Source organism: Streptomyces sp. NPDC001093, from assembly GCF_040298985.1.
Taxonomy (GTDB): Bacteria; Actinomycetota; Actinomycetes; order Streptomycetales; family Streptomycetaceae; genus Streptomyces.
This window is the reverse complement of the sequence record NZ_JBEPBF010000081.1, coordinates 21,467-45,868: the sequence shown is the minus strand read 5'-3', so window position 1 is coordinate 45,868 and position 24,402 is coordinate 21,467. Positions and strand designations below refer to the sequence as shown.

The following is a 24,402-nucleotide window of genomic DNA, read 5'->3' as shown; positions in this document are numbered from 1 at the left end:
GCGGCGGCGACGGCGGCTGGGGCGGCGGCGACGGCGGCTGGGGCGGCGGCGACGGCGGCTGGGGCGGCGACGGCGGCGGCCGGTAACCCACAACCCCTTGCAGGAATGGAGCCCCGGCCCGCCGGAATCGGGCCGGGGCTCCGGCTTGTCCGTCGTGAGAACAGCTCTAACCGAGCGCCCGCCCCAGCACCCACACCACCGGCGCCGCCGCCGACAGCGGCAACGCCACGCCGGCCGTGAAGTGCACGAACCGGGACGGGTAGTCGTAACTGGCCACGCGGTGACCGATCAGCGCGCACGCGCCCGCGGCCGCGCCGAGCAGCGCGCCCTTCGCGCCCAGCCCGGTCATCCCGCCCACGGCGATCCCCGCACCCGCCGCCGCCAGCAGCGACACCACGGCCGAGGCCGCGGTCGGCAGCGGCAGGGCACGGGCCAGGACCGCCACGGCCACCGCCGCGGCGCCCACGGACACCGCGTGCGCGTCGGCGCCCAGGTACCCGGTGGCCAGCACCGACAGGGCCGACGAGACGACCGTCGCCATCAGGCCGTACATCCGCTCGTCCGGCGAGGCGTGCGAGCGCAGCTGCAGGACCAGGGCCAGCAGGACCCAGACGCCGAGCGGGCCGAGGATGGCCGCGGGGGCGTGGTCGCGGCCGGCGGCCAGGACCGCCACGTCGGCCGTCAACCCGCCCAGGAAGGCCAGCGCGATGCCCTGCCGGGCCGGCCACATGCCGTTCAGCCGGAACCAGCCCGCCGCCGTCACACCCTGGAGCACCACGAGCGGCACGAGGAGCGCGTACGAGGCGACCGGCGCCGTCGCGGCCAGCAGCAGGCCGAGCAGCGCGGTCAGCAGCGCCGGCTGCATACCGGGCTCGATGATCGGCGAACGGCCCTCCAGACGCGCTCGCTGGGCATCCGTGATCCGGGCGTTCCCGGCGACGGTGGCGGGGCCGTAGTCCGGCTCGGACTCCGACGCGGACCCGGCTCCGGCTTCCGGGGCGTGGGCGGGCGCGGGCGCGGGTGCGGCGTGCGGCTCCGGTTGCGGAGCGGCCGCGTACTGCTGCTGGTACTGCCCCTCGTACGTCTGCTGCGGCGGATACGCGGCCTGGGCCGCCTGCGCCGCCTGCGCGGGCATCTGCAGCGACGCGTGCGTCTGCGAGTCCCAGGTCTGCCCCTGCCACTGCTGGGTGTGCTGGGGGTCGTGGCCGGGCTGCTGCCCGTACCCGGCGTACGGGTCCTGCTGGGGCCACTGCTGCTGATAGGGGTCGTAGCCCTCGTAGCCCTCATAGCCCTCGTGGGGCCCGTGGCCCTGATACGGCTGGTCGCTCATCTCACCCTCCTGCGAACGGCGGGAGCACCTCGACCGTGCCGCCCTCGGCCAGCCGTACCGTCTCATGCGCGCGGGTCCCGACGGGGTCACCGTCGACGATGAAGGAACATCGCCGCAGCACGCGCGTGAGTTCACCGGGGTGTCGCGCACGCACGGCGGCCAGCGCGTCGGTGAGCGTCTCCGCGTCGTACGGCTCCTCGGCGACACCGGCCGCGGCCTTGGCGGCGGCCCAATAGCGCACCGTGACCTTGGGCATCTGTTTCCTCTATCGACGGCAAGAAAGAAATCAAGAGTGCTGTCAGGCTAGCCCGCCCTGGCGGCCGCCCATTCCCCGATCCGGTGCAGCAGTGCGTCGCCCGCCGCGTGCTCGGCGTGGCCCATGCCCGCCTCCACCCAGAGTTCGCCGTGGTCACCGGCCGCCTCGGCGAGCATCCGGGGGTGGTCGAGGGGGAAGTAGCCGTCGCGGTCGCCGTGCACGATCAGCAGGGGCGTGGGGGCGATCGCCGGGACGGCTTCCGTCGGGGAGAGCGGGACCGGGTCCCAGTCGCGGTGGTGGATGCGGGTGCGCAGGCCGTAGCGGCCGACCAGGCGGCCCTCGGGGCGGGTGACCAGCCAGTGCAGGCGGCGCATGGGGGCCGTGCCCCGGTAGTACCAGCGGGCCGGGGCGCTGACCGAGACCACCGCGCCGAGCGTGCCGGGGTTCAGGGCGGCGTGCCGCAGGACCACCGAGCCGCCCATGGAGAAGCCGACGGTCGCCACGCGCGCGTGCCCGAGGCCGCGGGCCCACTCGACGGCCGCGGCGAGGTCCAGGACCTCCCTGTCGCCGACCGTGGACCGGCCGCCGGAGCGCCCGTGGCCACGGAAGGAGAAGGTGACGACCGCCCCGTAACCGCGCAGCACGCCCGCCACCCGTCGCACATGCGGCCGGTCCGCGTCCCCCGTGAACCCGTGGGCGACGACGAACACCAGGTCACGGGCAGGCGAACGGCGGGCATCCGGATCGGATCCGGAGGTTTCGTATACAACGGCGCCGGGATCGTATACGGAATCGATCGGAATTCCGTCGGCGGTGCACAGAAACGTCCGGATAGGCGCCCGTCTGCGCGTCTCGCGATTCGGACGAACGGTGGAATGCGCCACTTGACCTGCCGAACGGTTCCTCATGTGGGCTATTCTGCTGGGCATGAGGACTCGGGCAGCGCAGCCCCCGGGTCCTTTTGTGCTTTCGGAAGCGTTGTATACGAAGTGGGAAACCCCAGGTGAAGGCGCCGGGGAGGGACCACGGTGTACGGGGCCTTCGGGATCGCAGAGCAGTGCCCGTCCGCACAGCCGCGCAGGGACCGAGGAGGAACCAGACATATGAGTTCTCTGCTGCTCCTGACCAACGCCCTCCAGCCCTCGACGGAGGTGCTGCCCGCCCTCGGCCTGCTCCTGCACAACGTGCGGGTGGCCCCGGCGGAAGGCCCCGCCCTGGTCGACACCCCGGGCGCCGACGTCATCCTCGTCGACGGCCGCCGCGACCTGCCCCAGGTGCGCAGCCTGTGCCAGCTGCTGCGCTCCACCGGTCCGGGTTGTCCGCTGATCCTCGTCGTCACCGAGGGCGGCCTCGCCGCCGTCACCGCCGACTGGGGCATCGACGACGTGCTGCTGGACACCGCGGGCCCGGCCGAGGTCGAGGCCCGGCTGCGGCTGGCCATGGGCCGCCAGCAGATCGTCAACGACGACTCCCCCATGGAGATCCGCAACGGCGACCTGTCCGTGGACGAGGCCACCTACTCCGCCAAGCTCAAGGGCCGGGTCCTGGACCTGACCTTCAAGGAGTTCGAGCTGCTGAAGTACCTCGCCCAGCACCCGGGCCGGGTCTTCACCCGCGCCCAGCTGCTGCAGGAGGTGTGGGGCTACGACTACTTCGGCGGCACCCGGACGGTCGACGTCCACGTACGGCGGCTGCGCGCCAAGCTCGGCCCGGAGCACGAGTCGCTGATCGGCACCGTCCGGAACGTCGGTTATCGATTCGTTACGCCCGAGAAGGCCGACAAGACCGACCGGGCCGGCCAGGAGGCCAAGGCCGGGGCGGAGCGGGCAAAGGCGGAGGATGCGGATGCGTCCGCCGTCCGTGACGGCTCCGAGGTCCACGCGGACGCCTAGTTCCCGGGAAGTTACCGACGGGTTCCAGCCGGGCAGGTGTGACGGCCGCCCGGCCGGGGCATTGCTTCCGCACATCCAAGCACCGATACGCCCTGCCCAGAACGGGTCAATCCGCGTAGACTCCGCGCGTGGCCAAGGTGACTCGGGATGACGTGGCACGGCTGGCTGGAACCTCCACCGCCGTCGTCAGTTATGTCATCAACAACGGACCCCGGCCGGTCGCCCCGGCCACGCGCGAGCGTGTCCTCGCTGCGATCAAGGAACTGGGGTACCGCCCCGACCGGGTCGCCCAGGCGATGGCGTCCCGGCGCACGGATCTCATAGGCCTGATCATCCCGGACGCCCGCCAGCCCTTCTTCGGCGAGATGGCGCACGCGGTCGAGCAGGCCGCCTCCGAGCGCGGAAAGATGGTCCTGGTCGGCAACACCGACTACATCGGTGAACGCGAGGTCCACTATCTGCGCGCCTTCCTCGGCATGCGCGTCTCGGGCCTGATCCTCGTCTCCCACGCGCTGAACGACCTCGCCGCCGCCGAGATCGACGCCTGGGACGCCCGGGTGGTGCTGCTGCACGAGCGCCCCGAGGCCATCGACGACGTCGCCGTGGTCACGGACGACCTCGGCGGCGCCCAGCTCGCCGTACGCCACCTGTTGGAGCACGGCTACGAGTACGTCGCCTGTATGGGCGGCACGGCCCAGACCCCGGCCGTCGGCGACCCGGTCTCCGACCACGTCGAGGGCTGGAAGCGGGCCATGGACGAGGCGGGCCTGTCCACCGAGGGCCGGCTGTTCGAGGCGCCGTACAACCGCTACGACGCCTACCAGGTCGCCCTGGACATCCTCTCCGGCCCCGACCGGCCGCCGGCGATCTTCTGCTCCACCGACGACCAGGCGATCGGCCTGCTGCGGGCCGCACGCGAGCTGCGCATCGACGTGCCCGGCAAGCTGGCGGTGGCCGGCTTCGACGACATCAAGGAGGCCGCGCTGGCCGACCCGCCGCTGACCACGGTCGCCTCCGACCGCTCGGCGATGGCCCGGTCGGCGGTCGACCTGGTGCTGGACGACGGGCTGCGGGTGGCGGGGTCGCGGCGCGAGCGGCTGAAGACGTTCCCGTCCCGGCTGGTGGTACGGACGAGCTGCGGTTGTGGGACCTGAGGGCCTGAGCCTCACCGAAGGGGTCTTTATATCCGGCAAACGAGGTTCTGCCGGGCTTCTCAGCGAGCACTCAGGAAGCTCTCATGGTGACAGGGGAGGCTTCTAGTCATGACCGAGAGCCAGGGGTCCCACCCCCAGCAGCCCAGCAGCAGCTACTCCGCTCCCGTGAACCCCGAGTGGCCGCCCCCGCCGCCGTACGAGCCGGTGACGGCAGTGGCACCCGAGCGGGAGAAGAGGCGCAACCGGGGTCCGGTCGCCCTCCTCGCGGCCGTCGCGATCGTGGCGGCGGCGGTCGGCGGCGCCACGGCGTACGGCTTCCAGGAGCTGACCGGCAAGGACACGGTCTCCTCCGCCGGTACGACCACGAACGTGGTGCCGACCGGCAAGAGGGGTGACGTCGCCGCGATCGCCGCCGCGGTCAGCCCGAGCGTGGTCGAGATAAACGCGAGCCTCGGCAACGGCTCCTCCACCGGCTCCGGCGTGGTCATCACGTCGAACGGCGAGATCGTCACCAACAACCACGTCATCGCCGGCGCGCAGTCGATCAAGGTGCGCACGAGCGACGGCAGGAGCTACACCGCCGATGTCGTCGGCACCGACAGCTCCAAGGACCTCGCGCTGATCAAGCTGCGCGGCGCGTCGGGTCTGAAGCGCGCCTCCCTCGGCAACTCCTCCGGCGTCCAGGTCGGTGACACGGTCGTCGCGATCGGCTCCCCCGAGGGCCTGACCGGCACCGTCACCAGCGGCATCGTCTCCGCGCTCAACCGTGACGTGACCGTCTCGACCGACGAGAACCAGGGCCAGGGGCAGGGCGGCGACGGACAGTGGCCGTTCCAGTTCGGCGGCCGTCAGTTCAACGGCGACACGGGGTCGTCCACGACGACGTACAAGGCGATCCAGACGGACGCCTCGCTCAACCCCGGCAACTCCGGCGGCGCGCTGATCGACGCGAGCGGCAACGTCATCGGGATCAACTCCGCGATGTACTCGTCGAGTCAGCAGTCCTCGTCGTCCTCGGACGCGGGCAGCATCGGCCTCGGTTTCGCGATCCCCGTCAACACCGTCAAGTCCGACCTGGCCAAGCTGCGGGCGGGCAACCACAGCTAGGCAGCCGGCCGTCCGCACCGCACAGCACCAGTCAGCAGGGAGTACGTCATGATCACCAAGGTCTCGCACCAGATCGCCGACCACGGTCCCGCCGACCTGGCCCTGGCCCTCACGGTGTCCCAGGACCTGCACGTGCCCATCCCGGCACCCCGCAAGCCCGAGCCGGCGCCCCGCGCACCCGAGGTGGTCGTCACACCGGTCCCCGAACTGATGGGCCTGCGCACCGCCCCCGTCCGCACCCACCGCCGCAAGGTCCCACTGAACCGGCTCACCGCGGTACGGGCCTGACGGCCGGGGTTGGGCTTGACCCCTGTGGGTTGGGCCTGACCCCTGTGGGTTGGGCCTGACCTCCCGGGTTGGGGCTGACCCCTCCGGGTCGGGCCTGACCCCGGGTGGGACTGACCCCTCCGGGTCGGGCCTGACCCCGGGTGGGACTGACCCCTCCGGGTCGGGCCTGACCCCGCCGGGTGGGACTGACCTCCCGGGGCGGGGCTGACCCCTCCGGGGCCGAGCCCGGAGCGCCTCCCAAGGCGCTCCGGGCGGCCGGGCCGACCGTCGGCGGATCTGCCTTCCGGCCCGCCCGTCGTGGCAGGCTGAGAAGCAGCCGCGACGCAGCCGAGACGCAGCCGAGAGACAGACACCCCCGCCAGCCCAACCACCGCACCCCGAGGAACCGCGAGCCATGAGCCCCGCCGAAGGCGACCGTGACCCCCAGCGCATCCTGATCGTCGACGACGAGCCGGCCGTACGCGAAGCGCTCCAGCGCAGCCTCGCCTTCGACGGGTACGACACGGAGGTGGCGGTCGACGGCGCGGACGCGCTCGAGAAGGCGACCGCCTACAAGCCCGACCTGGTCGTCCTGGACATCCAGATGCCGCGCATGGACGGCCTGACCGCGGCCCGCCGCATCCGCGGGGCGGGCGACACCACCCCGATCCTCATGCTCACGGCCCGCGACACCGTCGGCGACCGGGTGACCGGCCTCGACGCCGGCGCCGACGACTACCTGGTCAAACCCTTCGAGCTGGACGAACTCTTCGCCCGTATCCGCGCCCTCCTGCGCCGCAGCTCGTACGCGGTCGCGGTGTCGGCCGAGGCCCAGGAGGACGAGGCGCTGACCTTCGGCGATCTGCGCATGGACCTCGCGACCCGTGAGGTGACCCGCGGCGGCCGGCAGGTGGAACTGACCCGCACGGAGTTCACCCTCCTGGAGATGTTCATGGCGCACCCGCGCCAGGTCCTCACCCGCGAGCAGATCCTGAAGGCGGTCTGGGGCTTCGACTTCGAGCCCTCCTCCAACTCCCTCGACGTCTACGTCATGTACCTGCGCCGCAAGACCGAGGCCGGCGGCGAGCCACGCCTCGTGCACACGGTGCGGGGCGTGGGGTACGTCCTGCGGCAGGGCGGCGCGGAGTGAGCAGGCTCGTACGGCGTTACCACGCCCTCCCGATCAGGGCCCGGCTGGCGATGCTGGTCGCGGCGGCGGTGGCGTTCGCGGTGGCGGCGGTGTCGGTGACGTGCTGGTTCATCGTGCAGGGGAAGCTGTACGACCAGGTCGACACCGACCTGCAGAAGGCGACCCATGGGCCCCAGATGGCGGACGACGTCACCACGCTGCTGTCCACCTGCCCCCACGCCCCGTCGGAGTCGGCCTTCGGGTTCCGGGCGCGCGGCAACTACTACTTCGAGCTGGTCAAGGCGGACGGCACCGCCTGCGTCTTCTCGAACTCCGCGGGCGCCGTGAAGACCGTCTCCAGCGACCAGGAGGTGGCGAGAACGGTGGACAGCCGCAAGGGCCTCCTCCGCAACGGGACGGACAGCAACGGAGACGCCGTTCGCGTGCTGACCATGCCCTTGGTGGTCAACGAGGGCGTGGCCACCCCGCCCCAGCTGTATCCGAACACCGCCCTGCTGGTGGCCTCACCTCTCAAGACCACCCAGGACACCCTCAACGACCTCGCCCTCATCCTCCTCCTCGTCTCCGGCATAGGAGTCGTCGGCGCCGGCGCCGCCGGCCTGGCCGTCGCCCGGGCCGGCCTGCGTCCGGTCGACAAGCTCACGGAGGCCGTGGAGCACGTGGCCCGGACAGAAGACCTGACCATCCGCATCCCCGTGGAGGACGACAGCGAGGACGAGATCGCCCGGCTCTCCCGGTCCTTCAACTCCATGACCGCCTCCCTGGCCAGCTCCCGCGATCTCCAGCAGCAGCTGATCGCCGACGCCGGCCATGAACTCCGTACGCCCCTGACGTCGTTGCGCACGAACATCGAACTCCTCACCCGCAGCGAGGAGACGGGCCGTCCACTCCCGCCGGAGGACCGCAAGGCGCTGCTCGCCTCGGTGAAGGCGCAGATGACCGAACTGGCCACGCTGATCGGCGACCTGCAGGAGCTGTCCCGCTCGGAGGGGCAGCACGGTGAGCGGGTCCAGGTGGTGTCGTTCGAGGACACGGTCGAGGCGGCGCTGCGCCGCGCCCGCCTGCGCGGTCCGGAGCTGACGATCACGTCGGACCTGAAACCCTGGTACGTCCGGGCGGAGCCCTCCGCGCTGGAGCGGGCGGTCGTCAACGTCCTCGACAACGCGGTGAAGTTCAGCCCCGAGGGCGGCACGGTCGAGGTACAGCTGAGCAACGGCGTCCTGACCGTCCGCGACCACGGCCCCGGCGTCCCGGAGCACGAACTCCCGCACGTCTTCGACCGCTTCTGGCGCTCCCCCAGTGCCCGCGCCCTCCCCGGCTCCGGCCTCGGTCTGTCCATCGTGGCCCGCACGGTCCGGCAGGCGGGCGGCGAGGTCACCCTGTCCCGCGCGGAGGGCGGCGGCACGGTGGCGACCGTACGCCTGCCGGGCGCACCGACACCACCACCGGAGACACCGGAGACACCGGAGACGGCCGAGACGCCGGCCGGCTGAGCGGGGGTTCCCGGAAGCGGCCGGTCTGGACCCCGGCTCAGTCCCGCTTCGGCAGGGCGCGCAGACGCTGGATCTGGGTGCGGCTCAGCTCGTTCGCGCGGCGCATGTGGCGGGTGATCGCCCGCAGCTCGTCCTCGCTGTGGTCGTCGAGCAGGGTCTGCCAGGTACGGCCGAGCTCGTCCCACACCGCGGTGACGCGGGCGATGCGCTCCGGCACCGGGGTGACCAGCACCCGCCGGCGATCCCGCGCATCCGGCGTACGGGCCACATAGCCGCCGCGTTCGAGCCGGTCCACCAGCCGGGTGGCCGAGCCCGTGGTGAGGCCGGTCAGGTCGGCGATCTGGCGGACCGTGAGCGGCTCGGGCTCGATCGTCAGCAGGCTCAGGGCCTGCACATCGGTGGGGTGCAGGCCGAGGTGGTCGGCGACGGCCTGGTTGAACAGCACGTACGCCGCGTGGTAGCGCCGCGACTCCGTCGACAACTCCTCGTACAGCCGGGCCCGGCGCGGGTCGGTCGCGTCCGTCACGTGGCTCGCCTCCCAAAAAACACTGCACGGCGCAGCAAAACTCGACTAGTCTCGCTAGTCTCCTGCGTGGCGCAACCATTGCGTCACACAGTAATCATCTGCCGGCCATCCTATCCACCGGGGGACACCCATGCTCACCGTCGCCGTCACCGGCGCCACCGGCGCCCAGGGCGGAGCCACCGCCCGCGCCCTCCTGACCGCCGGCCACCGCGTACGCGCCCTGACCCGCCACCCGGACTCACCGGCCGCCAGGGCCCTGCACACCCTCGGCGCCGAGATCCGCCACGCCGACTTCGACGACCCCGCCTCCCTCGACGCGGCCCTCACCGGCGCGGACGCGCTCTTCGCGGTCACCACCCCCTTCGGCACCGAGACCGACACCGACACCGAGGTACGCCAGGGCAGGACCCTCGTCGACGCCGCCGCGGCCGCCCGCCTCGGACACGTCGTCCTCACCTCCGCCGCCCACGCCGACCGCGGCACCGGCGTCCCGCACTACGACAGCAAGCACCGGGTCGAGCGGTACCTGTACGCGTCCGGCCTGCCCTGGACGGTGATCGCACCGGCCGCGTTCATGGACAACCACGCCGACGGCTGGACCCTCTCCGGCCTGCGCGAGGGTGTCTTCGGCTGGCCCATGCCCGCCGACCGCCCCTTCGCCCTGATCCCCGCCGCCGACATCGGCGCGTTCGCGGCACTCGCCCTCACCCGCCGGAGCACATTCCTGGGCCGCCGTATCGACATCGCCTCCGACACCCGCACCCCCGAGCAGATCGCGGCCGCGCTCACCACCGCCACCGGCCGTCCGATCAGCCACCACGAGGTCGGCCTCGACGTCGTCCGCACCCACTCCGCGGACCTCGCGGCCATGTTCGCCTACTTCACCACCACCGGCCTCGACGTCGACGCCCAGGCCGTGCGCCGCACGTATCCCGAGGTCGGCTGGCACACCTTCGCGGACTGGGCGGCCGGGCAGGACTGGCCCGCCCTGCTGAGCGCAGCCCGCATCGACGGAGCCCCCGCATGAAAGCCGTCCACGACCGGGACACCGGCGGACGAGTACCGCGGCACCTCGCTGAACGCCGCGATCAGGACCACCCCCTCCGCACCGCCCCGCACACGAGGTCTAGCCTCTCCTCGGTCGCGCGCCCTTCCGGTGCGCCGGGGAGGGGATCTCCATGGACGAGGGCGGGTCGGCACGGGTGTACCGCAGGCAGCGAAGACGGCCCCGGCAGGCCGCGCTGCTGCCGTTCCTCTTCCTGGGCAACGCCGTGCTGCAGACCATCCGCACCCGACACGACCTGCCGATCTGGTGGGCCCCCGTCGCCCTCGCCGCTCTCGTGGCGGTCGGCGTCTGGGGCGCCCTGTCGGAGTGGCGGGCGCACACCGTGGTGACGGCCCGGGGAATCACCCGCCAGGGCCCCCTGCGGGCGCGCACCTGGGCCTGGTCCACCGTGTACGACATCCGGATCGAGAACACCGGCAACCAGCGCCTCAACGTCCATCCCCGGTGGCCCGCCCACCTGTACGACTCCGAAGGCCGCCGCTTCCTGCTCCCGCAGATCAACGAGTGGCAGCTGGACGATCCCTACGCCGAGGTCGCGGCCCTGCGCGAGGCCGCCTGGCGGTACGGGATGCCCTACGGCCTGCGGGCCGAGACCGAGGAACGGATCCTGCGGCAGGCCGGGCGGCGACAGGGCTGGCAGTGGGCAAGCGTCGCGGCCGTGGTGGTGTTCGCCGCCATGCTCGTGGTCGCGCTGGCGGAGGACGTCGCCGGGACGCCGGCCAACCTCTGCCTGCTGCTCCTGGTGATACCGCTGACCACTTTCGCCCTGCTCGGGCTCCTGCTCGCCCGGTACTGCGCCACCCGCGCCCTGCGACTGCCGCGCTAAGGCCTCACCGGCGCAGCATCAGCGTGTCGTCGCCCGTCGGCACCGGGGGCGATCAGGGTGTCGTAGCCGTCGGGGAGCGCGGTGAATTCGGTGGTTCCGGAGGAGGGATGCGCCCGGGGGCGTCGGGCTGGCGGACGTCAGATCTCTGTAGTACGCCTGGGTGAGGACGGCATTGCCGAGCGGCTCCGGAGAAGCGGCGCGCGGCGAGCGGGAAGAGGGGCGCGAGCACGAAGCCGGCCGGCGCCAGGCGCGGGGCAGGTCCCGCACATGCCGGAATACGGCCGCGCGCACTCGCGGCACGAATCTCTCGGCGGTCCAGGTGGCCAGGAAATACCCGAGAAAACCGACCGGCGCGGCGAGCGCGGCCACGACCACGCAGACGGTGATCACGTCGAGCCACCTGCGGTCCCGCGCGGGTCAGCGGCCAGAACCGGCGGACTTACCACAGCCGTGGGCACGGCGGCATTCCGTCCCCTTCGGTTTTCTCCGGTGAATCCCGACACCGAATGCATGACGGCATTCCGGAGCCAGGAAAAAGTCAATTCCAGCGCCGCCTGAATTGAAGAGCGCCGTGGGTAATTCACAGGTGATTTCGGAAACCGCGGCGCCATTCACATGGGTTTTACGGGACGGCTGCCGTACCCTCTACGCATGAGCAGCGACGACACCGTACGGGCCTTCCCCTCCCGCTCCATCGAGACCCACTCCGCGCTCACCCCGGACCAGGCCGATGCCGTGCGGGCCCTGCTCGCCGAGGCCGCCGCGGTCGACGGACAGCAGCCGGTGTCCGAGCAGGGCCGGCTGCAACTGCGCGGCGGTGCCCGCGAGGGCGTCTCGCATCTGCTGCTGACCGTCGACGGCGAACTCGTCGGCTACGCCCAGCTGGAGGACACCGACCCGGTGGAGGCACCGGCCGCCGAACTCGCCGTCCACCCCGCACACCGCGGGCACGGCCACGGCCGGGCGCTCGGAGCGGCGCTGCTCGCCGCCTCCGGCAAGCGGCTTCGGGTGTGGGCGCACGGCGGGCATGCCGCCGCCCGGCATCTCGCCCAGGTGCTCGGCCTGACCCTGTTCCGCGAACTGCGGCAGATGCGGCGGCCGTTGACCGGTCTGCAGCTGCCCGACCCGATGCTGCCGGAGGGCGTGAGCGTGCGCACCTTCGTGCCCGGCAAGGACGACGCCGCCTGGCTCGCGGTCAACTCGGCCGCCTTCGCCCACCATCCCGAGCAGGGCTCGCTGACGCAGCGGGACCTCGACGACCGCAAGGCCGAGCCGTGGTTCGACCCGGCCGGGTTCTTCCTCGCCGAGCGGCGCGGGGAGTTGGTCGGCTTCCACTGGACGAAGGTGCACGCCGAGGAGGGCCTGGGCGAGGTGTACGTCCTCGGGGTCCGCCCCGGCGAACAGGGCGGCGGCCTCGGCAAGGCCCTCACCACGATCGGCCTGCGCCACCTGGCCGGCCAGCAGCTGCCGACCGCGATGCTCTACGTCGACGCCGACAACCAGGCGGCGGTGTCGGTGTACGAGCGGCTGGGCTTCACGACGTACGAGACGGACCTGATGTACCGCACGGAAACCTGACCCACGCCGGGACGAGGGGCGGTCGGCTTGACGACCGCCCCTTCCTTGCACCACCCTTTCACTACTCAATTAGTGAAAGGGTGGTTCAACGCGTGGTCGAATACCGCATCGACCGGCACAGCGGGGTCGCCACCTACGTCCAGATCGTCCAGCAGACCAAGCAGGCCCTGCGCATGGGCCTGCTCGAGCCGGGAGACCGGCTGCCCACCGCACGTGAGGTCGTGGAGGCCACCGCGATCAACCCCAACACCGTCCTGAAGGCGTACCGGGAGCTGGAGCGGGAGGGGCTGGTGGAGGCCCGCCGCGGGCTCGGCACCTTCGTGCGGCGCTCGCTCGGCACCACCCCGGCCGACCCCTCCCTCCGTACCGAACTGGAGGCATGGGCCGCAAGGGCACGCGAAGCCGGGCTGGCACGGGACGACGTGGCCGCACTCTTCACCGCCGTACTCGACACGCACTTCCAGGGAGAACGTTCATGAGCGACACGGCGATCGAGGCGACCGGCCTCGGCAAGCGCTTCGGGCGCCGGGGAGGCTGGGCGCTGCGCGACTGTGCCTTCCGGCTGCCCGCCGGGCGGGTGTGCGCCCTCGTCGGACCCAACGGCGCCGGCAAGTCGACGCTGCTCACCCTCGCCGCCGGACTGCTCCCGCCCACCGAGGGCCAGGTGCGGGTGCTCGGCACCGGCCCGGCCACGGCCCGCCCACGGGTCGGCTACGTCGCCCAGGACAAGCCCCTCTACACACAGCTCACGATCGCCGAGATGCTGCGCATGGGCGCCGACCTCAACCCCGGGCACTGGGACCCGGCCGCCGCCGAGCACGTCGTCGCGAGCGGCGACCTGGACCCCAGGGCGCGCATCCGCTCCCTCTCCGGCGGTCAGCGCACCCGGGTCGCGCTCGCCCTCGCCCTCGGCAAGCGGCCCGACCTGCTGCTCCTGGACGAGCCGATGGCCGACCTCGATCCCCTCGCCCGGCACGAACTGATGGGCACGCTGATGGCCCAGGCCGCCCAGTACGGCACCACCATCGTGATGTCCTCCCACGTCGTCGCCGAACTGGAGGACTCCTGCGACCATCTGCTGCTCGTCGGCGGCGGCCGGATCCGGCTGGCCGGCGAGATCGACGACCTGCTCGCCGCCCACGTCCGGGTCACCGGCGCCGCCGACTCCGCCGGGCTCGACGCGCACGCCGTGGTCGAGTCCCGGGTCACCGGCCGCCAGCTGACCGCGCTGATCCGCCCGGCCGGACCGCTCCCCGCCGACTGGCGCGCCACGGCGCCCACGCTGGAGGAACTGGTCCTCGCCCACCTGCGCAATCCCGGAGCCCCCGCCCTCACCACCACTCCGGCCGTCACCCAGGAGAGTGCCGCGTGACCCTCGCCATCACCGCCCCGACCGCCGTCCGGCCGCGCACGGTCCGCTGGCTGCTGCGCCTGCACCGCCCGGCGGTGTACGGATTCGCCGCCCTGGTGATCGTCCTGGCCGGCCTGGAGCTGGCCCTGGCCGGCCCGCTGGCCGATGCGGCGGCCGAGGGCTGGCGACAGTTCAACGCCTGCCACACGAGCGTCTGCTCCTACGACCAGGCCGCGATCCTGCGCTACAAGGACTACTACAACTACGCCACCTTCGCCCTGGACGCCCTGCCCTTCCTGCTGGCCGCCTGGGCCGGCGCCGCCCTGACCGGCCGGGAGCTGGAGACCGGCACCGCCCGCCTGTCCTGGACCCAGGGCATATCCCCGGCCCGCTGGCTCACGGTCCGCCTGGTCCTCCCCGCGGCCCTCGTCACCGCCGCCACCTGTCTGCTGATCTGGCTGCACCACCGCGCCTGGGCGGCGGCCCAGGGCCGCATCGACACCGCCCCGCGCTGGTACGACCTCGTCACCTTCCACGCCAACGGCCCCACCATCGCCGCCCTGGCCCTCGCCGGGCTCGCGGCCGGCACCCTGGCGGGCCTGCTGCTGCGCCGTACACTGCCCGCGCTGGTCCTCGGCGCGCTGGTCACCACCGGCGTGGCGGTCCTGGCCCAGCAACTGATGCCCCACCTGTGGCCCACGGTCACCCAGGTCACCACGCTGAAGCAGGGCGGCATCGGCGCGGCCATCGTGCTCGACCAGGGGCTGGTGTCCAGGTCCGGCGCCCACCTGCCCATGCCGAACTGCACCAGCGAGGCGGCGTGCGACGCGGCCTTCGCGAAGGCCTCCGGCTACTACAGCGTCTACCACCCCTACTCCCACTACTGGCCGCTCCAGCTCACCACCAGCGCGCTGCTGCTGGCGGTCGCCGCGCTGCTCGCGCTCGCCTCCTGCCTGGTGCTGCGCCGGCAGACCGGAGCGCTGCGGACGGCCGGGACGGCCGGGGAGGCGAAGGGCTCCCTCGTCACCCCCTGATCACCGCTGGATTTCCGGCCCCCGCGCCCGTTCGGGCGCGGGGCACGTCCCCCGGGAGCCGCCCCGCGCTATCCCGCACGTCATGTCTCCGTAACCATTGATTCAGCCAGACTTGCGACGCTCGGCCAATGAAGCCCGTCGTGCCAGAGCCTTCGCCGCCCCCCGAGGGGCCCGCGGGGAACGGGGCCGTGACGCTCCCGCCCGCACGTTCCGACGCGCCCGTCATGCCCGTGGCGCGGAAGAATGGGGTCATGAGTCAGCCAGACACCCAGGCAGAGGTCCAGCGCATCCAGCCCGACGTGGGCTCCATAGCCGCGCACCGCACGCATGTCGCGCAGGGCGCGGTGTCCGACCTCGAACCCGACCTCGACGCGGACCTGGACGCGTACGAAGAGTCGAAGGCCGAGGGCACCCCCCTGCCGCAGGGCCGATTCCTCGACCGTGAGCGCAGCTGGCTGGCCTTCAACGAACGCGTTCTGGAGCTGGCCGAGGACCCGAACACGCCGCTGCTGGAGCGCGCGAACTTCCTCGCGATCTTCGCCAGCAACCTGGACGAGTTCTTCATGGTCCGGGTGGCCGGTCTGAAGCGCCGTATCGCCACCGGGGTCGCGACGCGCTCCGCCTCGGGGCTGCAGCCGCGCGAGGTGCTGGAGATGATCTGGGCCCGCTCGCGCGAGCTCATGGCCCGGCACGCCGCCTGCTACCACGAGGACGTCGCCCCCGCGCTCGCGGAGGAGGGCATCCACCTGGTCCGCTGGAGCGAGCTGACCGACAAGGAGCAGGCGCGCCTGTTCACGCTCTTCCGGCACCAGATCTTCCCGGTCCTCACCCCGCTGGCCGTCGACCCCGCGCACCCCTTCCCGTACATCTCCGGCCTCTCCCTGAACCTGGCCGTCGTCGTACGCAACCCGGTCAGCGGCCACAAGCACTTCGCCCGCGTGAAGGTGCCGCCGCTGCTGTCCCGCTTCCTGGAGAGCAGCCCCGGCCGGTACGTCCCCATCGAGGACGTCATCGCCGCGCACCTGGAGGAGCTGTTCCCGGGCATGGAGGTGCTGGAGCACCACACCTTCCGCCTCACCCGCAACGAGGACCTGGAGGTCGAGGAGGACGACGCCGAGAACCTGCTCCAGGCCCTGGAGAAGGAGCTCATGCGGCGCCGCTTCGGCCCGCCGGTGCGCCTGGAGGTCGAGGAGTCCATCGACCGCGAGGTGCTGGACCTGCTGGTCCGCGAGCTGAAGATCTCCGAGGCCGAGGTGTACCCGCTGCCGGGCCCGCTCGACCTCACCGGCCTCTTCCGCATCCACAGCCTCGACCGGCCCGAGCTGAAATACCCGAAGTTCATCGCCGGCACCCACCGTGACCTCGCCGAGGTCGAGTCGGCGTCCGCGCCGGACATCTTCGCCGCCCTGCGCACCCGGGACGTGCTGCTGCACCACCCGTACGACAGCTTCTCCACCTCGGTGCAGGCCTTCCTGGAGCAGGCGGCGGCCGACCCGGACGTCCTCGCGATCAAGCAGACCCTGTACCGCACCTCCGGCGACTCCCCGATAGTCGACGCGCTCATCGACGCCGCCGAGTCCGGCAAGCAGGTTCTCGTCCTCGTCGAGATCAAGGCCCGCTTCGACGAGCACGCCAACATCAAGTGGGCGCGCAAGCTGGAGGAGGCCGGCTGCCATGTCGTCTACGGCCTGGTCGGCCTGAAGACGCACTGCAAGCTGTCCCTGGTGGTCCGCCAGGAGGGCGAGACCCTGCGCCGCTACAGCCACGTCGGCACGGGCAACTACCACCCGAAGACGGCACGCCTGTACGAGGACCTGGGCCTGCTCACCGCCGACCAGCAGGTCGGCGCGGACCTCTCCGACCTCTTCAACCGTCTGTCGGGCTACTCCCGCCGGGAGACCTACCGCCGCCTGCTGGTGGCCCCCAAGTCCCTGCGCGACGGCCTGATAGCGCGGATAGACAAGGAGGTCCAGCACCACCGCGCGGGCCGGCCGGCGTTCATCCGGTTCAAGGTCAACTCGATGGTCGACGAGGCGGTCATCGACGCCCTCTACCGCGCGTCCCAGGCGGGCGTGCCGGTGGACATCTGGGTGCGCGGCATCTGCGCCGTCCGCCCCGGCGTCACCGGCCTGTCCGAGAACATCCGGGTCCGCTCGGTCCTCGGCCGCTTCCTGGAGCACTCCCGGGTGTTCGCCTTCGGCAACGGCGGCGAGCCCGAGGTGTGGATCGGCAGCGCCGACATGATGCACCGCAACCTCGACCGCCGGATAGAGGCCCTGGTGCGGGTCGTCGACCCCGCACACCGGGCTGCCCTCAACCGGCTGCTCGACACCGGCATGTCCGATTCGACCTCCTCCTGGCACCTCGGTCCGGACGGCGAGTGGACGCGACACGCGACCGACGCGGACGGCCAACCCCTGCGCAACGTCCAGGAGATGCTCATAGACGCCCGGAGGCGCCGGCGTGGCACAGCAACACCTTGACCCGACGGATCCCACGGCCGAGGTGGTGACGGGGGACGCCCTCGCGGCGTATCTGCGCGCCCAGGCCACGGAGTTCCTCCGCGCCCTGCGCCTGCACCGCGGGACCGGCGGCAACGGCGGCGGTGCCCCCGCGCATGGGGGTGCCCCCGCCCGAGCGAAGCCGAGAGCGGGGGAGTACGCGAGCGTGCGGGAGGGCGGCGCGGAGGAGTCCGTCGACGCGGCACGCCTGCTGCGCCGCTCGGCCCGCCGCATCAGCGGCAGCCTGCACACCTTCCGCCCGCTGCTCGACCCCGGCTGGTCCGAGGAGATGCGCCCCGAACTGGCGTGGCTGTCCGGCACGTTGGGCCTGGAGCACGCGTACGAGGCCCGGCTGGAACGGCTGTTGCTGGCGTTGCACCGGCTGTCGGGGGCGACGGTCCTGCCCGCCCAGGCGGTCGGCGCCGTGGGCGCGGGCAGCCGTGCCGCCGGGGCGGCGCCCGTCCCGCTGAAAGCGGCACCTTCCCACTCCAGCGGCCCGGCCGACCCGACGGCGACTCAGGAACGCGGCAACCTCACGGTGGGCGCGGCCAAAGCGGGCGCCCTGCTCGAACGCCAGCTGACCCTGGCCCGGACCCGGGCCCACTCCACGGCGCTGCAAGCCCTCGGCTCGTCCCGCTTCCACGCCGTCGCGGACAAGGTCGCCGTACTCGCCAGCGAGGTCCCCCTCACGCCCACCGCGCCCACCACCGATCTGCGCCCCCTGGCAGCCGCTGCGGAGGAACGGCTGACAGACGCGATCGCGGCGCTCCCCCTGGTCGTCGCGGGCCACCCGTACAACGCGGAGGCCCTGGTGCACGGACTGTCCCCGGACCCGTCCCCGCACCCCCAGGACGGCCCCTGGCACCAGGTCCGGCTGCTGCTGCGCCTGCACCGGTACGCCCAGGAGGCGCTGCACGCCGACGGGGGCAGCTCCCAGCTCGAGCCGAGCCGAGAGCCTGGAGGAGCAGCCGTGGACGCACGGCTGTCGGCGGCCGGCCAGGCCCTGAACCGGCACCGGGACGCCTCGGAGGCGGCAGCGGCGGCGGCCCAGGCCGCCCGTACGCCCCGGATCGCCCCGGCGACGGCGTACGCGCTCGGCGTGCTCCACGCCGACCAGCGGCACGAGGTGGAGGCCGCCAGGTTCGCCTTCCAGCAGGCCTGGCAGAAGCAGACCGTCAGCACACCCTGAGTTCTGCCGAGGAGGCGGTGTGAGCGAGACGTTGGTGCGGGCGGCCGGCTGCGTGCTGTGGCGCCGCTCGCCGGTCTCCGGTGACCTGGAGATCTGTCTGGTCCACCGGCCGAAGTACGACGACTGGTCGCACCCGAAGGGCAAGCTCAAGCGCGGCGAGGACGCGCTCGCGGGCGCCCTTCGGGAGGTCGCGGAGGAGACCGGGTACACGGCCGCGCCCGGCGAGGAGCTGCCGACCCTGCGGTATATGGCGAACGGCCGCCCCAAGCAGGTGCGTTACTGGGCGGCCGAGGCGGTCCGCGGGCACTTCGTGCCGAGCGCCGAGGTGGACCGGATCCTGTGGCTCTCCCCCGCCGCGGCCCGCAGCCGCCTCACCCAGCCCCGCGACCGCGAGCTGGTCGACGCGCTTCACAGATCCGCCGCGTGAGCCTCCGCGTCCGTACGGGCCTGACTGCGGGCCCGGCGGGCCGGACCGCGCCAGCCGCAGGTACAGCGGGCCACACAGAAGCGGCCCTGTTCCGTCGTAGAGGTGAGGTGCTCCTGCCCCTGCCGGACTCGCTCCGGCCCCTCCTGCTGCGCCACACCGACAACGTTACCGACACCGCGGTCGAAAAGGGCTCGTCTGTCTTCCCCCACCCCCGGCGGCGCGTGACGACGCCCCCTACCCGTCGTTAACCGGACGTGTAGGGGGCCCGTGACGGACGTACCGGCTGGGGGTAGGCAGGCGATGGATCGGCGGCAGCACAGGAACGCGGGCAGGACGGTCGTCGCGGTGGGCATCATGCTCGGTCTCGGGGCGGGTGCCACGGGCTGTTCCGGCAGCGGGGCCGCCGCCGAGGACGTCAAGGGCGGGGGCGATCCGGTCGCCGTGCTGCAACGGGCCGCCGACACCCTGGGCGGCGCGGGCAGTTCGAAGGCGACCACCTCCATGGAGATGGCCACGGGCGGCACCCGGGTCACCATCCGCGGCCAGGGCGTCTACGACTACCGGCACCGGCTCGGCCGGCTCACCGTCGTCCTGCCCGAGGACCCGGCGGGCACCTCCGAGCACCAGCCGATCACCGAACTCCTCGCCCCCGGCGCCCTGTTCATGAAGAACCGGGGCGCGGGCGTGCCCCCCGACAAATGGGTCCGGGTGGACACCGCCACACTGTCCGACGGCAACCTGGTCACCGGCGGCGCGACCGACCCGTACGCGGCGGCCGAGGTGCTGCGCGGGACGCGGACGGCGAGCTACGTCGGCAGGACCGAGGTCGGCGGGACCGCGGTGCGGCACTACCGGGGCACGGCGGATCTGAGCAGCGCGGCCCACCGGGCCTCCGCCGAGAACAGGGCACCCCTGGCCGCGGCGGCGAAAGGGTTCGCCACGGCCGAAGTGCCGTTCGACGCCTACCTCGACGACCAGGGCCGCATCCGCAAGCTCAGGCAGCGCTTCAGCTTCGTCAACGGCCGGCAGAAGACCCCCGTGGCGGTCGCCTCGACCACCCTCCTCTACGACTTCGGCGCCCCCGCCGACGTAGGGCTGCCGCGCTCGGCGGACATCTACGCGGGCCGTATCGCCGAGGACGGCAACTAGTCCGCGGCACCACCCCGTAAGTAGCCCGTCCGTGCCATGCGCGGTGTGTAGAGCGCTGCCTACTCTAGGAAGTCGGTGACGGCAGGGAAGAGGTGAGGCGGGTGGCTCCGGTCGGCGGTACGGCGGTGCAGGACCACGTGGCCCTCGCCGAGATCGAGCTGTGCGGAGAGCTGATCATCGCGGCCTCCGCTGCCGAGGACCGGCTCAGCCTGGAGAGCATCGACGCGGTGCTGCGGGTGGCCGAGGAGCGGCAGTCGGATTGAGCCACCCGGCGACGGGTCTCAGCGCCCCGGGTTCAGGTGCGCGGGAGAGCCGGGCTCAGGTGCGCAGAGAGCCGGGCTCAGGTGCGCAGGAGCCGGCCGATCGCCTTCGTCGCCTCGTCGACCTTCGCGTCGATCTCGTCGCCGCCCTTCAAGGCCGCGTCGGCGACACAGTGCCGCAGATGCTCCTCCAGCAGCTGCAGCGCGAAGGACTGCAGGGCCTTGGTGGAGGCGGAGACCTGCGTGAGTATGTCGATGCAGTACGTGTCCTCGTCCACCATCCGCTGCAGGCCGCGGATCTGCCCCTCGATCCGGCGCAGCCGCTTGAGGTGCTCGTCCTTCTGCTTGTGGTAGCCGTGCGTGGCGCCGGCCTCGGTCGTCGTCATCGCGGGCCTCCATCTCGGGACGAGCTGCGGACTAGCTACGGACACAACCGGGGATACATACCCCTACTGGGTATATGGTAACCAACTTTCCGGGGTAAGGAGCCGTTGGTACGCCCCCGTGCTGATCACTCTGCCCGATGGGCGACACTGGGATGCGGCCCATTAGCCGTGGCCGGATGATGCGCCTAGCATCAGCCTGACCGAAACCGAAGCACCCCGAGGACCCCACGTGCGCTTTCGTCTGACCCCCAGGGAGACGAGCTTCTACGACATGTTCGCCGCCTCCGCGGACAACATCGTCACCGGCTCGAAACTCCTGATGGAACTGCTCGGGGCGGACGGACCTGCCCGGGCCGAGATCGCAGAGCGTATGCGGGCCGCGGAACACGCGGGTGACGACGCCACACACGCGATCTTCCACCAGCTGAACTCCTCGTTCATCACGCCGTTCGACCGCGAGGACATCTACTCCCTCGCCGGGTCCCTCGACGACATCATGGACTTCATGGAGGAGGCCGTCGACCTGGTCGTCCTCTACAACGTCGAGGAACTGCCGAAGGGCGTCGAGCAGCAGATCGAGGTTCTGGCCCGGGCGGCGGAGCTCACCGCCGAGGCCATGCCCAACCTCCGCACGATGGACAACCTCACCGAGTACTGGATCGAGGTCAACCGGCTGGAGAACCAGGCCGACCAGATCCACCGCAAGCTGCTGGCCCACCTCTTCAACGGCAAGTACGACGCGATCGAGGTGCTCAAGCTCAAGCAGATCGTGGACGTCCTGGAAGAGGCCGCGGACGCGTTCGAGCACGTGGCGAACACGGTGGAGACCATCGCCGTCAAGGAGTCCTGAGGCGTCGATGGACACCTTCGCCCTGGTCGTGACCATCGCGGTCGCGCTCTTCTTCACGTACACCAACGGCTTCCACGACTCGGCGAACGCGATCGCGACGTCGGTGTCGACGCGGGCGCTGACCCCGCGGGCGGCGCTCGCCATGGCCGCGGTCATGAACATGGCCGGTGCCTTCTTCGGCACCGGGGTCGCCAAGACCGTCAGCGAGGGCCTGATCGAGACCCCCTCGGGCTCGACGGGGATGGGCATCCTCTTCGCGGCCCTGCTGGGCGCGATCACCTGGAACCTGATCACCTGGTACTTCGGCCTGCCGTCCTCGTCCTCCCACGCCCTGTTCGGCGGCCTCGTCGGCGCGGCCCTGGCGGGCGGTACGGCGGTGTACTGGAACGGCGTGCTGGACAAGGTCATCATCCCGATGTTCCTGTCCCCGGTGGTCGGTCTGATCGTCGGTTACCTCGTCATGCTGGCGATCATGTGGCTGTTCCGCCGGGCCAACCCGCACAAGGCCAAGCGCGGCTTCCGTATGGCGCAGACGGTCTCGGCGGCGGGCATGGCCCTCGGGCACGGCCTCCAGGACGCCCAGAAGACCATGGGTGTGGTCGTGATGGCACTGGTGATTTCCGGCCACGAGACGTTCGGCGAGCCGATCCCGGTCTGGGTGAAGATCGTCTCGGCGGTGATGCTGTCCCTCGGCACCTACGCGGGCGGCTGGCGCATCATGCGCACCCTGGGCCGCAAGATCATCGAGCTGGACCCGCCGCAGGGCTTCGCGGCCGAGGCCACCGGCGCCTCGATCATGTTCGGCACCGCGTTCCTCTTCAAGGCGCCGATCTCCACGACCCACGTCATCACCTCCGCGATCATGGGCGTCGGCGCGACCAGGCGCGTCAACGCCGTCCGCTGGGGCGTGGCCAAGAACATCGTCCTGGGCTGGTTCATCACGATGCCGGCAGCAGGGCTGGTCGCTGCGCTGGCTTTCGGCGTGCTGAAACTGACGGTGCTGTAGCCCTTGGTGGGGCACGGGTACGTACCCGTACCCGTGGTGTGCAGAGGAGTCCGAGATGTCCGACGCCAACATCCGTATCCCTGAGGAGGCCCGGGACCGGCTCGCCGCCATAGCGGCAGCCGAAGGGATGTCGCTGCGCGCCTACCTGGTGCGGCTGGCCGAAACCCTGCTCACGCCCGCCGAGCGGGCCGAGCGGGCCGAGCGGGCCGAGCAGACCCGCGCCGCCCTGACGGAGTGGACCGGCTACGCGCCCAGTCCCGCGGAGGAACGGGACCTCGACAGCGAGCTGGACCGCCGATTGGCCCGGGCGGCGGGTTGATCCACCGCGCCCACGTGGAGACCGGCTGGTACCTGTACGCCCCGGCGTGCGCACTGGTCGAAGCCGACCGGTCCCGCCCCGGCACGGCAGAACATCTCGCCGCCCTTCCCGGCATCATCGTCCTGGACCTGGACCTGCCCGCCGCCCTGGCGGTCGCCCGGCAGAACACGTGGGCCGCGGCGCACTGTCAGTACGCTGCTCAGCCCACCCCGGACCGTCCCGACGGGGCGATCGTCGCCACCACCACCCCGGACCGGTGGATCGGCGAGCCGGTGCGTGTGCTGGACCTCACTCCGTAGCGGCCGAACGCAGTGGGCCCGCCCCCGGAAGCCAGGGGCGGGCCCTTCCTGCGTCCTCGCGGTGGCACCGCCATGCAGCACCGCGAGGGGTCCTGGGACACCGGCCTCGGCTCAGCCGAAGCCGGCGCGCCGGTCAGCCGAAGCGGCCCGAGATGTAGTCCTCGGTCGCCTGGACGGACGGGTTGGAGAAGATGCGCTCGGTGTCGTCGATCTCGATCAGGCGGCCGGGCTGGCCCACCGCAGCGAGGTTGAAGAACGCCGTACGGTCCGAGACACGCGCCGCCTGCTGCATGTTGTGCGTCACGATGACGATCGTGAAGCGCTCCTTCAGCTCGCCGATCAGGTCCTCGATGGCGAGGGTGGAGATCGGGTCCAGGGCGGAGCAGGGCTCGTCCATCAGGAGGACCTTCGGCTCGACCGCGATCGCGCGCGCGATGCACAGACGCTGCTGCTGGCCGCCCGAGAGCCCGGAGCCCGGCTTGTTCAGGCGGTCCTTGACCTCGTTCCAGAGGTTCGCGCCCTTGAGCGACTTCTCGACGACGTCGTTCAGCTCGCTCTTCTTGTACTTGCCGTTCAGGCGCAGGCCCGCCGCCACGTTGTCGAAGATCGACATCGTCGGAAACGGGTTCGGGCGCTGGAAGACCATGCCCACCTCGCGGCGGACGGACACCGGGTCGATCCCGGCGCCGTACAGGTCCTCGTCGTCCAGCAGCACCTTGCCCTCGACGCGGCCACCGGGGGTGACCTCGTGCATACGGTTCAGCGTGCGCAGGAACGTCGACTTGCCGCAGCCGGAGGGGCCGATGAACGCCGTCACCGAACGCGGCTCGACGGTCATCGAGATGTCCTCGATCGCCTTGTGGGAGCCGTAGTAGGCGGTCAGTCCGCTTACGTCGATTCGCTTGGCCATGTCTACTTCACTTCCAGATAAGTCTTGTCAGCCGCCGGGGTTGGCCGCCACGCGGCGGTAGCCGCAAATCGATACG

26 protein-coding genes and 1 pseudogene are annotated in these 24,402 nt (G+C 71.8%); 21 read left to right on the top strand and 6 right to left on the bottom strand.

Annotation, left to right across the window (positions count from 1 at the left end; translation table 11 throughout):
* Positions 1–166: 166 nt before the first annotated feature.
* From ABT288_RS31940 to ABT288_RS31930, 3 genes are read right to left on the bottom strand one after another with little or no spacing between them, the layout of a single operon-like run.
* Entirely contained in the window at positions 167–1,330 is a 1,164-nt protein-coding gene (locus tag ABT288_RS31940) for a hypothetical protein (protein ID WP_351615113.1), read from the bottom strand.
* Between the two features lies 1 nt (position 1,331).
* Positions 1,332–1,586: a MoaD/ThiS family protein gene (locus tag ABT288_RS31935; protein WP_351615112.1), complete on the bottom strand. Its 255-nt coding sequence runs from the start codon at positions 1,584–1,586 to the stop codon at positions 1,332–1,334.
* A 47-nt stretch (positions 1,587–1,633) separates the two neighbouring features.
* A complete protein-coding gene (locus tag ABT288_RS31930) occupies positions 1,634–2,494 on the bottom strand; it encodes an alpha/beta hydrolase family protein (RefSeq protein ID WP_351615110.1) in 861 nt (286 codons plus the stop codon).
* 195 nt (positions 2,495–2,689) lie between these two features.
* On the opposite strand from ABT288_RS31930, the gene ABT288_RS31925 reads away from it, so the two are divergent.
* The 6 genes from ABT288_RS31925 (at position 2,690) to ABT288_RS31900 (ending at position 8,649) form a co-directional block, all read left to right on the top strand.
* Positions 2,690–3,478 carry a response regulator transcription factor gene (locus tag ABT288_RS31925; protein WP_351615109.1) on the top strand — a complete coding sequence of 263 codons (789 nt, stop codon included), beginning with the start codon at positions 2,690–2,692 and terminating at the stop codon, positions 3,476–3,478.
* Between the two features lie 128 nt (positions 3,479–3,606).
* The gene (locus tag ABT288_RS31920) at positions 3,607–4,632 is read left to right on the top strand and encodes a LacI family DNA-binding transcriptional regulator (protein WP_351615106.1); all 1,026 of its coding nucleotides are present in this window, start codon (positions 3,607–3,609) and stop codon (positions 4,630–4,632) included.
* Positions 4,633–4,740: 108 nt separating this feature from the next.
* Positions 4,741–5,739, top strand: a complete 999-nt coding sequence (locus ABT288_RS31915; protein ID WP_351615104.1) for a S1C family serine protease — start codon at positions 4,741–4,743, stop codon at positions 5,737–5,739.
* A gap of 48 nt (positions 5,740–5,787) precedes the next feature.
* The gene (locus ABT288_RS31910; protein WP_351615101.1) at positions 5,788–6,027 is read left to right on the top strand and encodes a hypothetical protein; all 240 of its coding nucleotides are present in this window, start codon (positions 5,788–5,790) and stop codon (positions 6,025–6,027) included.
* A 394-nt stretch (positions 6,028–6,421) separates the two neighbouring features.
* The gene (locus ABT288_RS31905) at positions 6,422–7,156 is read left to right on the top strand and encodes a response regulator transcription factor (protein WP_351615098.1); all 735 of its coding nucleotides are present in this window, start codon (positions 6,422–6,424) and stop codon (positions 7,154–7,156) included.
* Positions 7,153–8,649 carry a sensor histidine kinase gene (locus tag ABT288_RS31900; protein WP_351615095.1) on the top strand — a complete coding sequence of 499 codons (1,497 nt, stop codon included), beginning with the start codon at positions 7,153–7,155 and terminating at the stop codon, positions 8,647–8,649. Before ABT288_RS31905 ends, ABT288_RS31900 begins: the two co-directional genes overlap by 4 nt.
* Before the next feature lie 37 nt (positions 8,650–8,686).
* On the opposite strand, the gene ABT288_RS31895 is transcribed toward ABT288_RS31900, so the two are convergent.
* Positions 8,687–9,175 carry a MarR family winged helix-turn-helix transcriptional regulator gene (locus ABT288_RS31895; RefSeq protein ID WP_351615092.1) on the bottom strand — a complete coding sequence of 163 codons (489 nt, stop codon included), beginning with the start codon at positions 9,173–9,175 and terminating at the stop codon, positions 8,687–8,689.
* Positions 9,176–9,305: 130 nt separating this feature from the next.
* Between ABT288_RS31895 and ABT288_RS31890 the strand changes: the two genes are divergently transcribed.
* From ABT288_RS31890 to ABT288_RS31835, 11 genes are all read left to right on the top strand, one after another.
* Positions 9,306–10,202, top strand: coding sequence for an NmrA/HSCARG family protein (locus ABT288_RS31890; RefSeq protein ID WP_351615089.1), 897 nt, complete (start codon positions 9,306–9,308; stop codon positions 10,200–10,202).
* A 151-nt stretch (positions 10,203–10,353) separates the two neighbouring features.
* Positions 10,354–11,067 carry a PH domain-containing protein gene (locus ABT288_RS31885; RefSeq protein ID WP_351615087.1) on the top strand — a complete coding sequence of 238 codons (714 nt, stop codon included), beginning with the start codon at positions 10,354–10,356 and terminating at the stop codon, positions 11,065–11,067.
* 651 nt (positions 11,068–11,718) lie between these two features.
* The gene (mshD, locus tag ABT288_RS31875; RefSeq protein WP_351615084.1) at positions 11,719–12,645 is read left to right on the top strand and encodes a mycothiol synthase; all 927 of its coding nucleotides are present in this window, start codon (positions 11,719–11,721) and stop codon (positions 12,643–12,645) included.
* A 92-nt stretch (positions 12,646–12,737) separates the two neighbouring features.
* On the top strand, positions 12,738–13,124 hold the full coding sequence (locus tag ABT288_RS31870) for a GntR family transcriptional regulator (RefSeq protein ID WP_351615081.1): 387 nt from the start codon (positions 12,738–12,740) through the stop codon (positions 13,122–13,124).
* A complete protein-coding gene (locus tag ABT288_RS31865; RefSeq protein ID WP_351615078.1) occupies positions 13,121–14,017 on the top strand; it encodes an ABC transporter ATP-binding protein in 897 nt (298 codons plus the stop codon). Before ABT288_RS31870 ends, ABT288_RS31865 begins: the two co-directional genes overlap by 4 nt.
* Positions 14,014–15,030, top strand: a complete 1,017-nt coding sequence (locus ABT288_RS31860) for an ABC-2 membrane transporter-related protein (protein WP_351615076.1) — start codon at positions 14,014–14,016, stop codon at positions 15,028–15,030. The genes ABT288_RS31865 and ABT288_RS31860 overlap by 4 nt, the downstream gene beginning before the upstream one ends.
* Positions 15,031–15,158: 128 nt before the next feature.
* On the top strand, positions 15,159–17,513 hold the full coding sequence (locus ABT288_RS31855; protein WP_450856722.1) for an RNA degradosome polyphosphate kinase: 2,355 nt from the start codon (positions 15,159–15,161) through the stop codon (positions 17,511–17,513).
* Positions 17,494–18,720: a CHAD domain-containing protein gene (locus ABT288_RS31850; protein ID WP_351615070.1), complete on the top strand. Its 1,227-nt coding sequence runs from the start codon at positions 17,494–17,496 to the stop codon at positions 18,718–18,720. Before ABT288_RS31855 ends, ABT288_RS31850 begins: the two co-directional genes overlap by 20 nt.
* A 19-nt stretch (positions 18,721–18,739) precedes the next feature.
* Positions 18,740–19,147, top strand: a complete 408-nt coding sequence (locus ABT288_RS31845; RefSeq protein WP_351615067.1) for an NUDIX hydrolase — start codon at positions 18,740–18,742, stop codon at positions 19,145–19,147.
* A 300-nt stretch (positions 19,148–19,447) separates the two neighbouring features.
* A complete protein-coding gene (locus tag ABT288_RS31840) occupies positions 19,448–20,296 on the top strand; it encodes an SCO4651 family lipoprotein (protein WP_351615064.1) in 849 nt (282 codons plus the stop codon).
* Positions 20,297–20,397: 101 nt separating this feature from the next.
* On the top strand, positions 20,398–20,559 hold the full coding sequence (locus tag ABT288_RS31835; RefSeq protein ID WP_351615119.1) for a hypothetical protein: 162 nt from the start codon (positions 20,398–20,400) through the stop codon (positions 20,557–20,559).
* Positions 20,560–20,636: 77 nt separating this feature from the next.
* On the opposite strand, the gene ABT288_RS31830 is transcribed toward ABT288_RS31835, so the two are convergent.
* The gene (locus tag ABT288_RS31830) at positions 20,637–20,942 is read right to left on the bottom strand and encodes a metal-sensitive transcriptional regulator (RefSeq protein WP_020940900.1); all 306 of its coding nucleotides are present in this window, start codon (positions 20,940–20,942) and stop codon (positions 20,637–20,639) included.
* Between the two features lie 229 nt (positions 20,943–21,171).
* On the opposite strand from ABT288_RS31830, the gene ABT288_RS31825 reads away from it, so the two are divergent.
* The 4 genes and pseudogenes from ABT288_RS31825 to ABT288_RS31810 all read left to right on the top strand — a co-directional run.
* Positions 21,172–21,792: a DUF47 domain-containing protein gene (locus ABT288_RS31825; protein WP_351615062.1), complete on the top strand. Its 621-nt coding sequence runs from the start codon at positions 21,172–21,174 to the stop codon at positions 21,790–21,792.
* A gap of 7 nt (positions 21,793–21,799) precedes the next feature.
* The gene (locus ABT288_RS31820; protein ID WP_351615059.1) at positions 21,800–22,798 is read left to right on the top strand and encodes an inorganic phosphate transporter; all 999 of its coding nucleotides are present in this window, start codon (positions 21,800–21,802) and stop codon (positions 22,796–22,798) included.
* A gap of 55 nt (positions 22,799–22,853) precedes the next feature.
* Entirely contained in the window at positions 22,854–23,117 is a 264-nt protein-coding gene (locus ABT288_RS31815) for a hypothetical protein (RefSeq protein WP_351615057.1), read from the top strand.
* Positions 23,114–23,416, top strand: a pseudogene (locus ABT288_RS31810) (PIN domain-containing protein); the annotation flags it as partial. The gene ABT288_RS31815 and the pseudogene ABT288_RS31810, both read left to right, overlap by 4 nt.
* A 133-nt stretch (positions 23,417–23,549) precedes the next feature.
* Here ABT288_RS31810 and pstB read toward each other — a convergent pair.
* Positions 23,550–24,326 (bottom strand): phosphate ABC transporter ATP-binding protein PstB, encoded by a 777-nt coding sequence (pstB, locus tag ABT288_RS31805; protein WP_351615054.1) that lies wholly within the window; start codon positions 24,324–24,326, stop codon positions 23,550–23,552.
* Positions 24,327–24,402 lie beyond the last annotated feature (76 nt).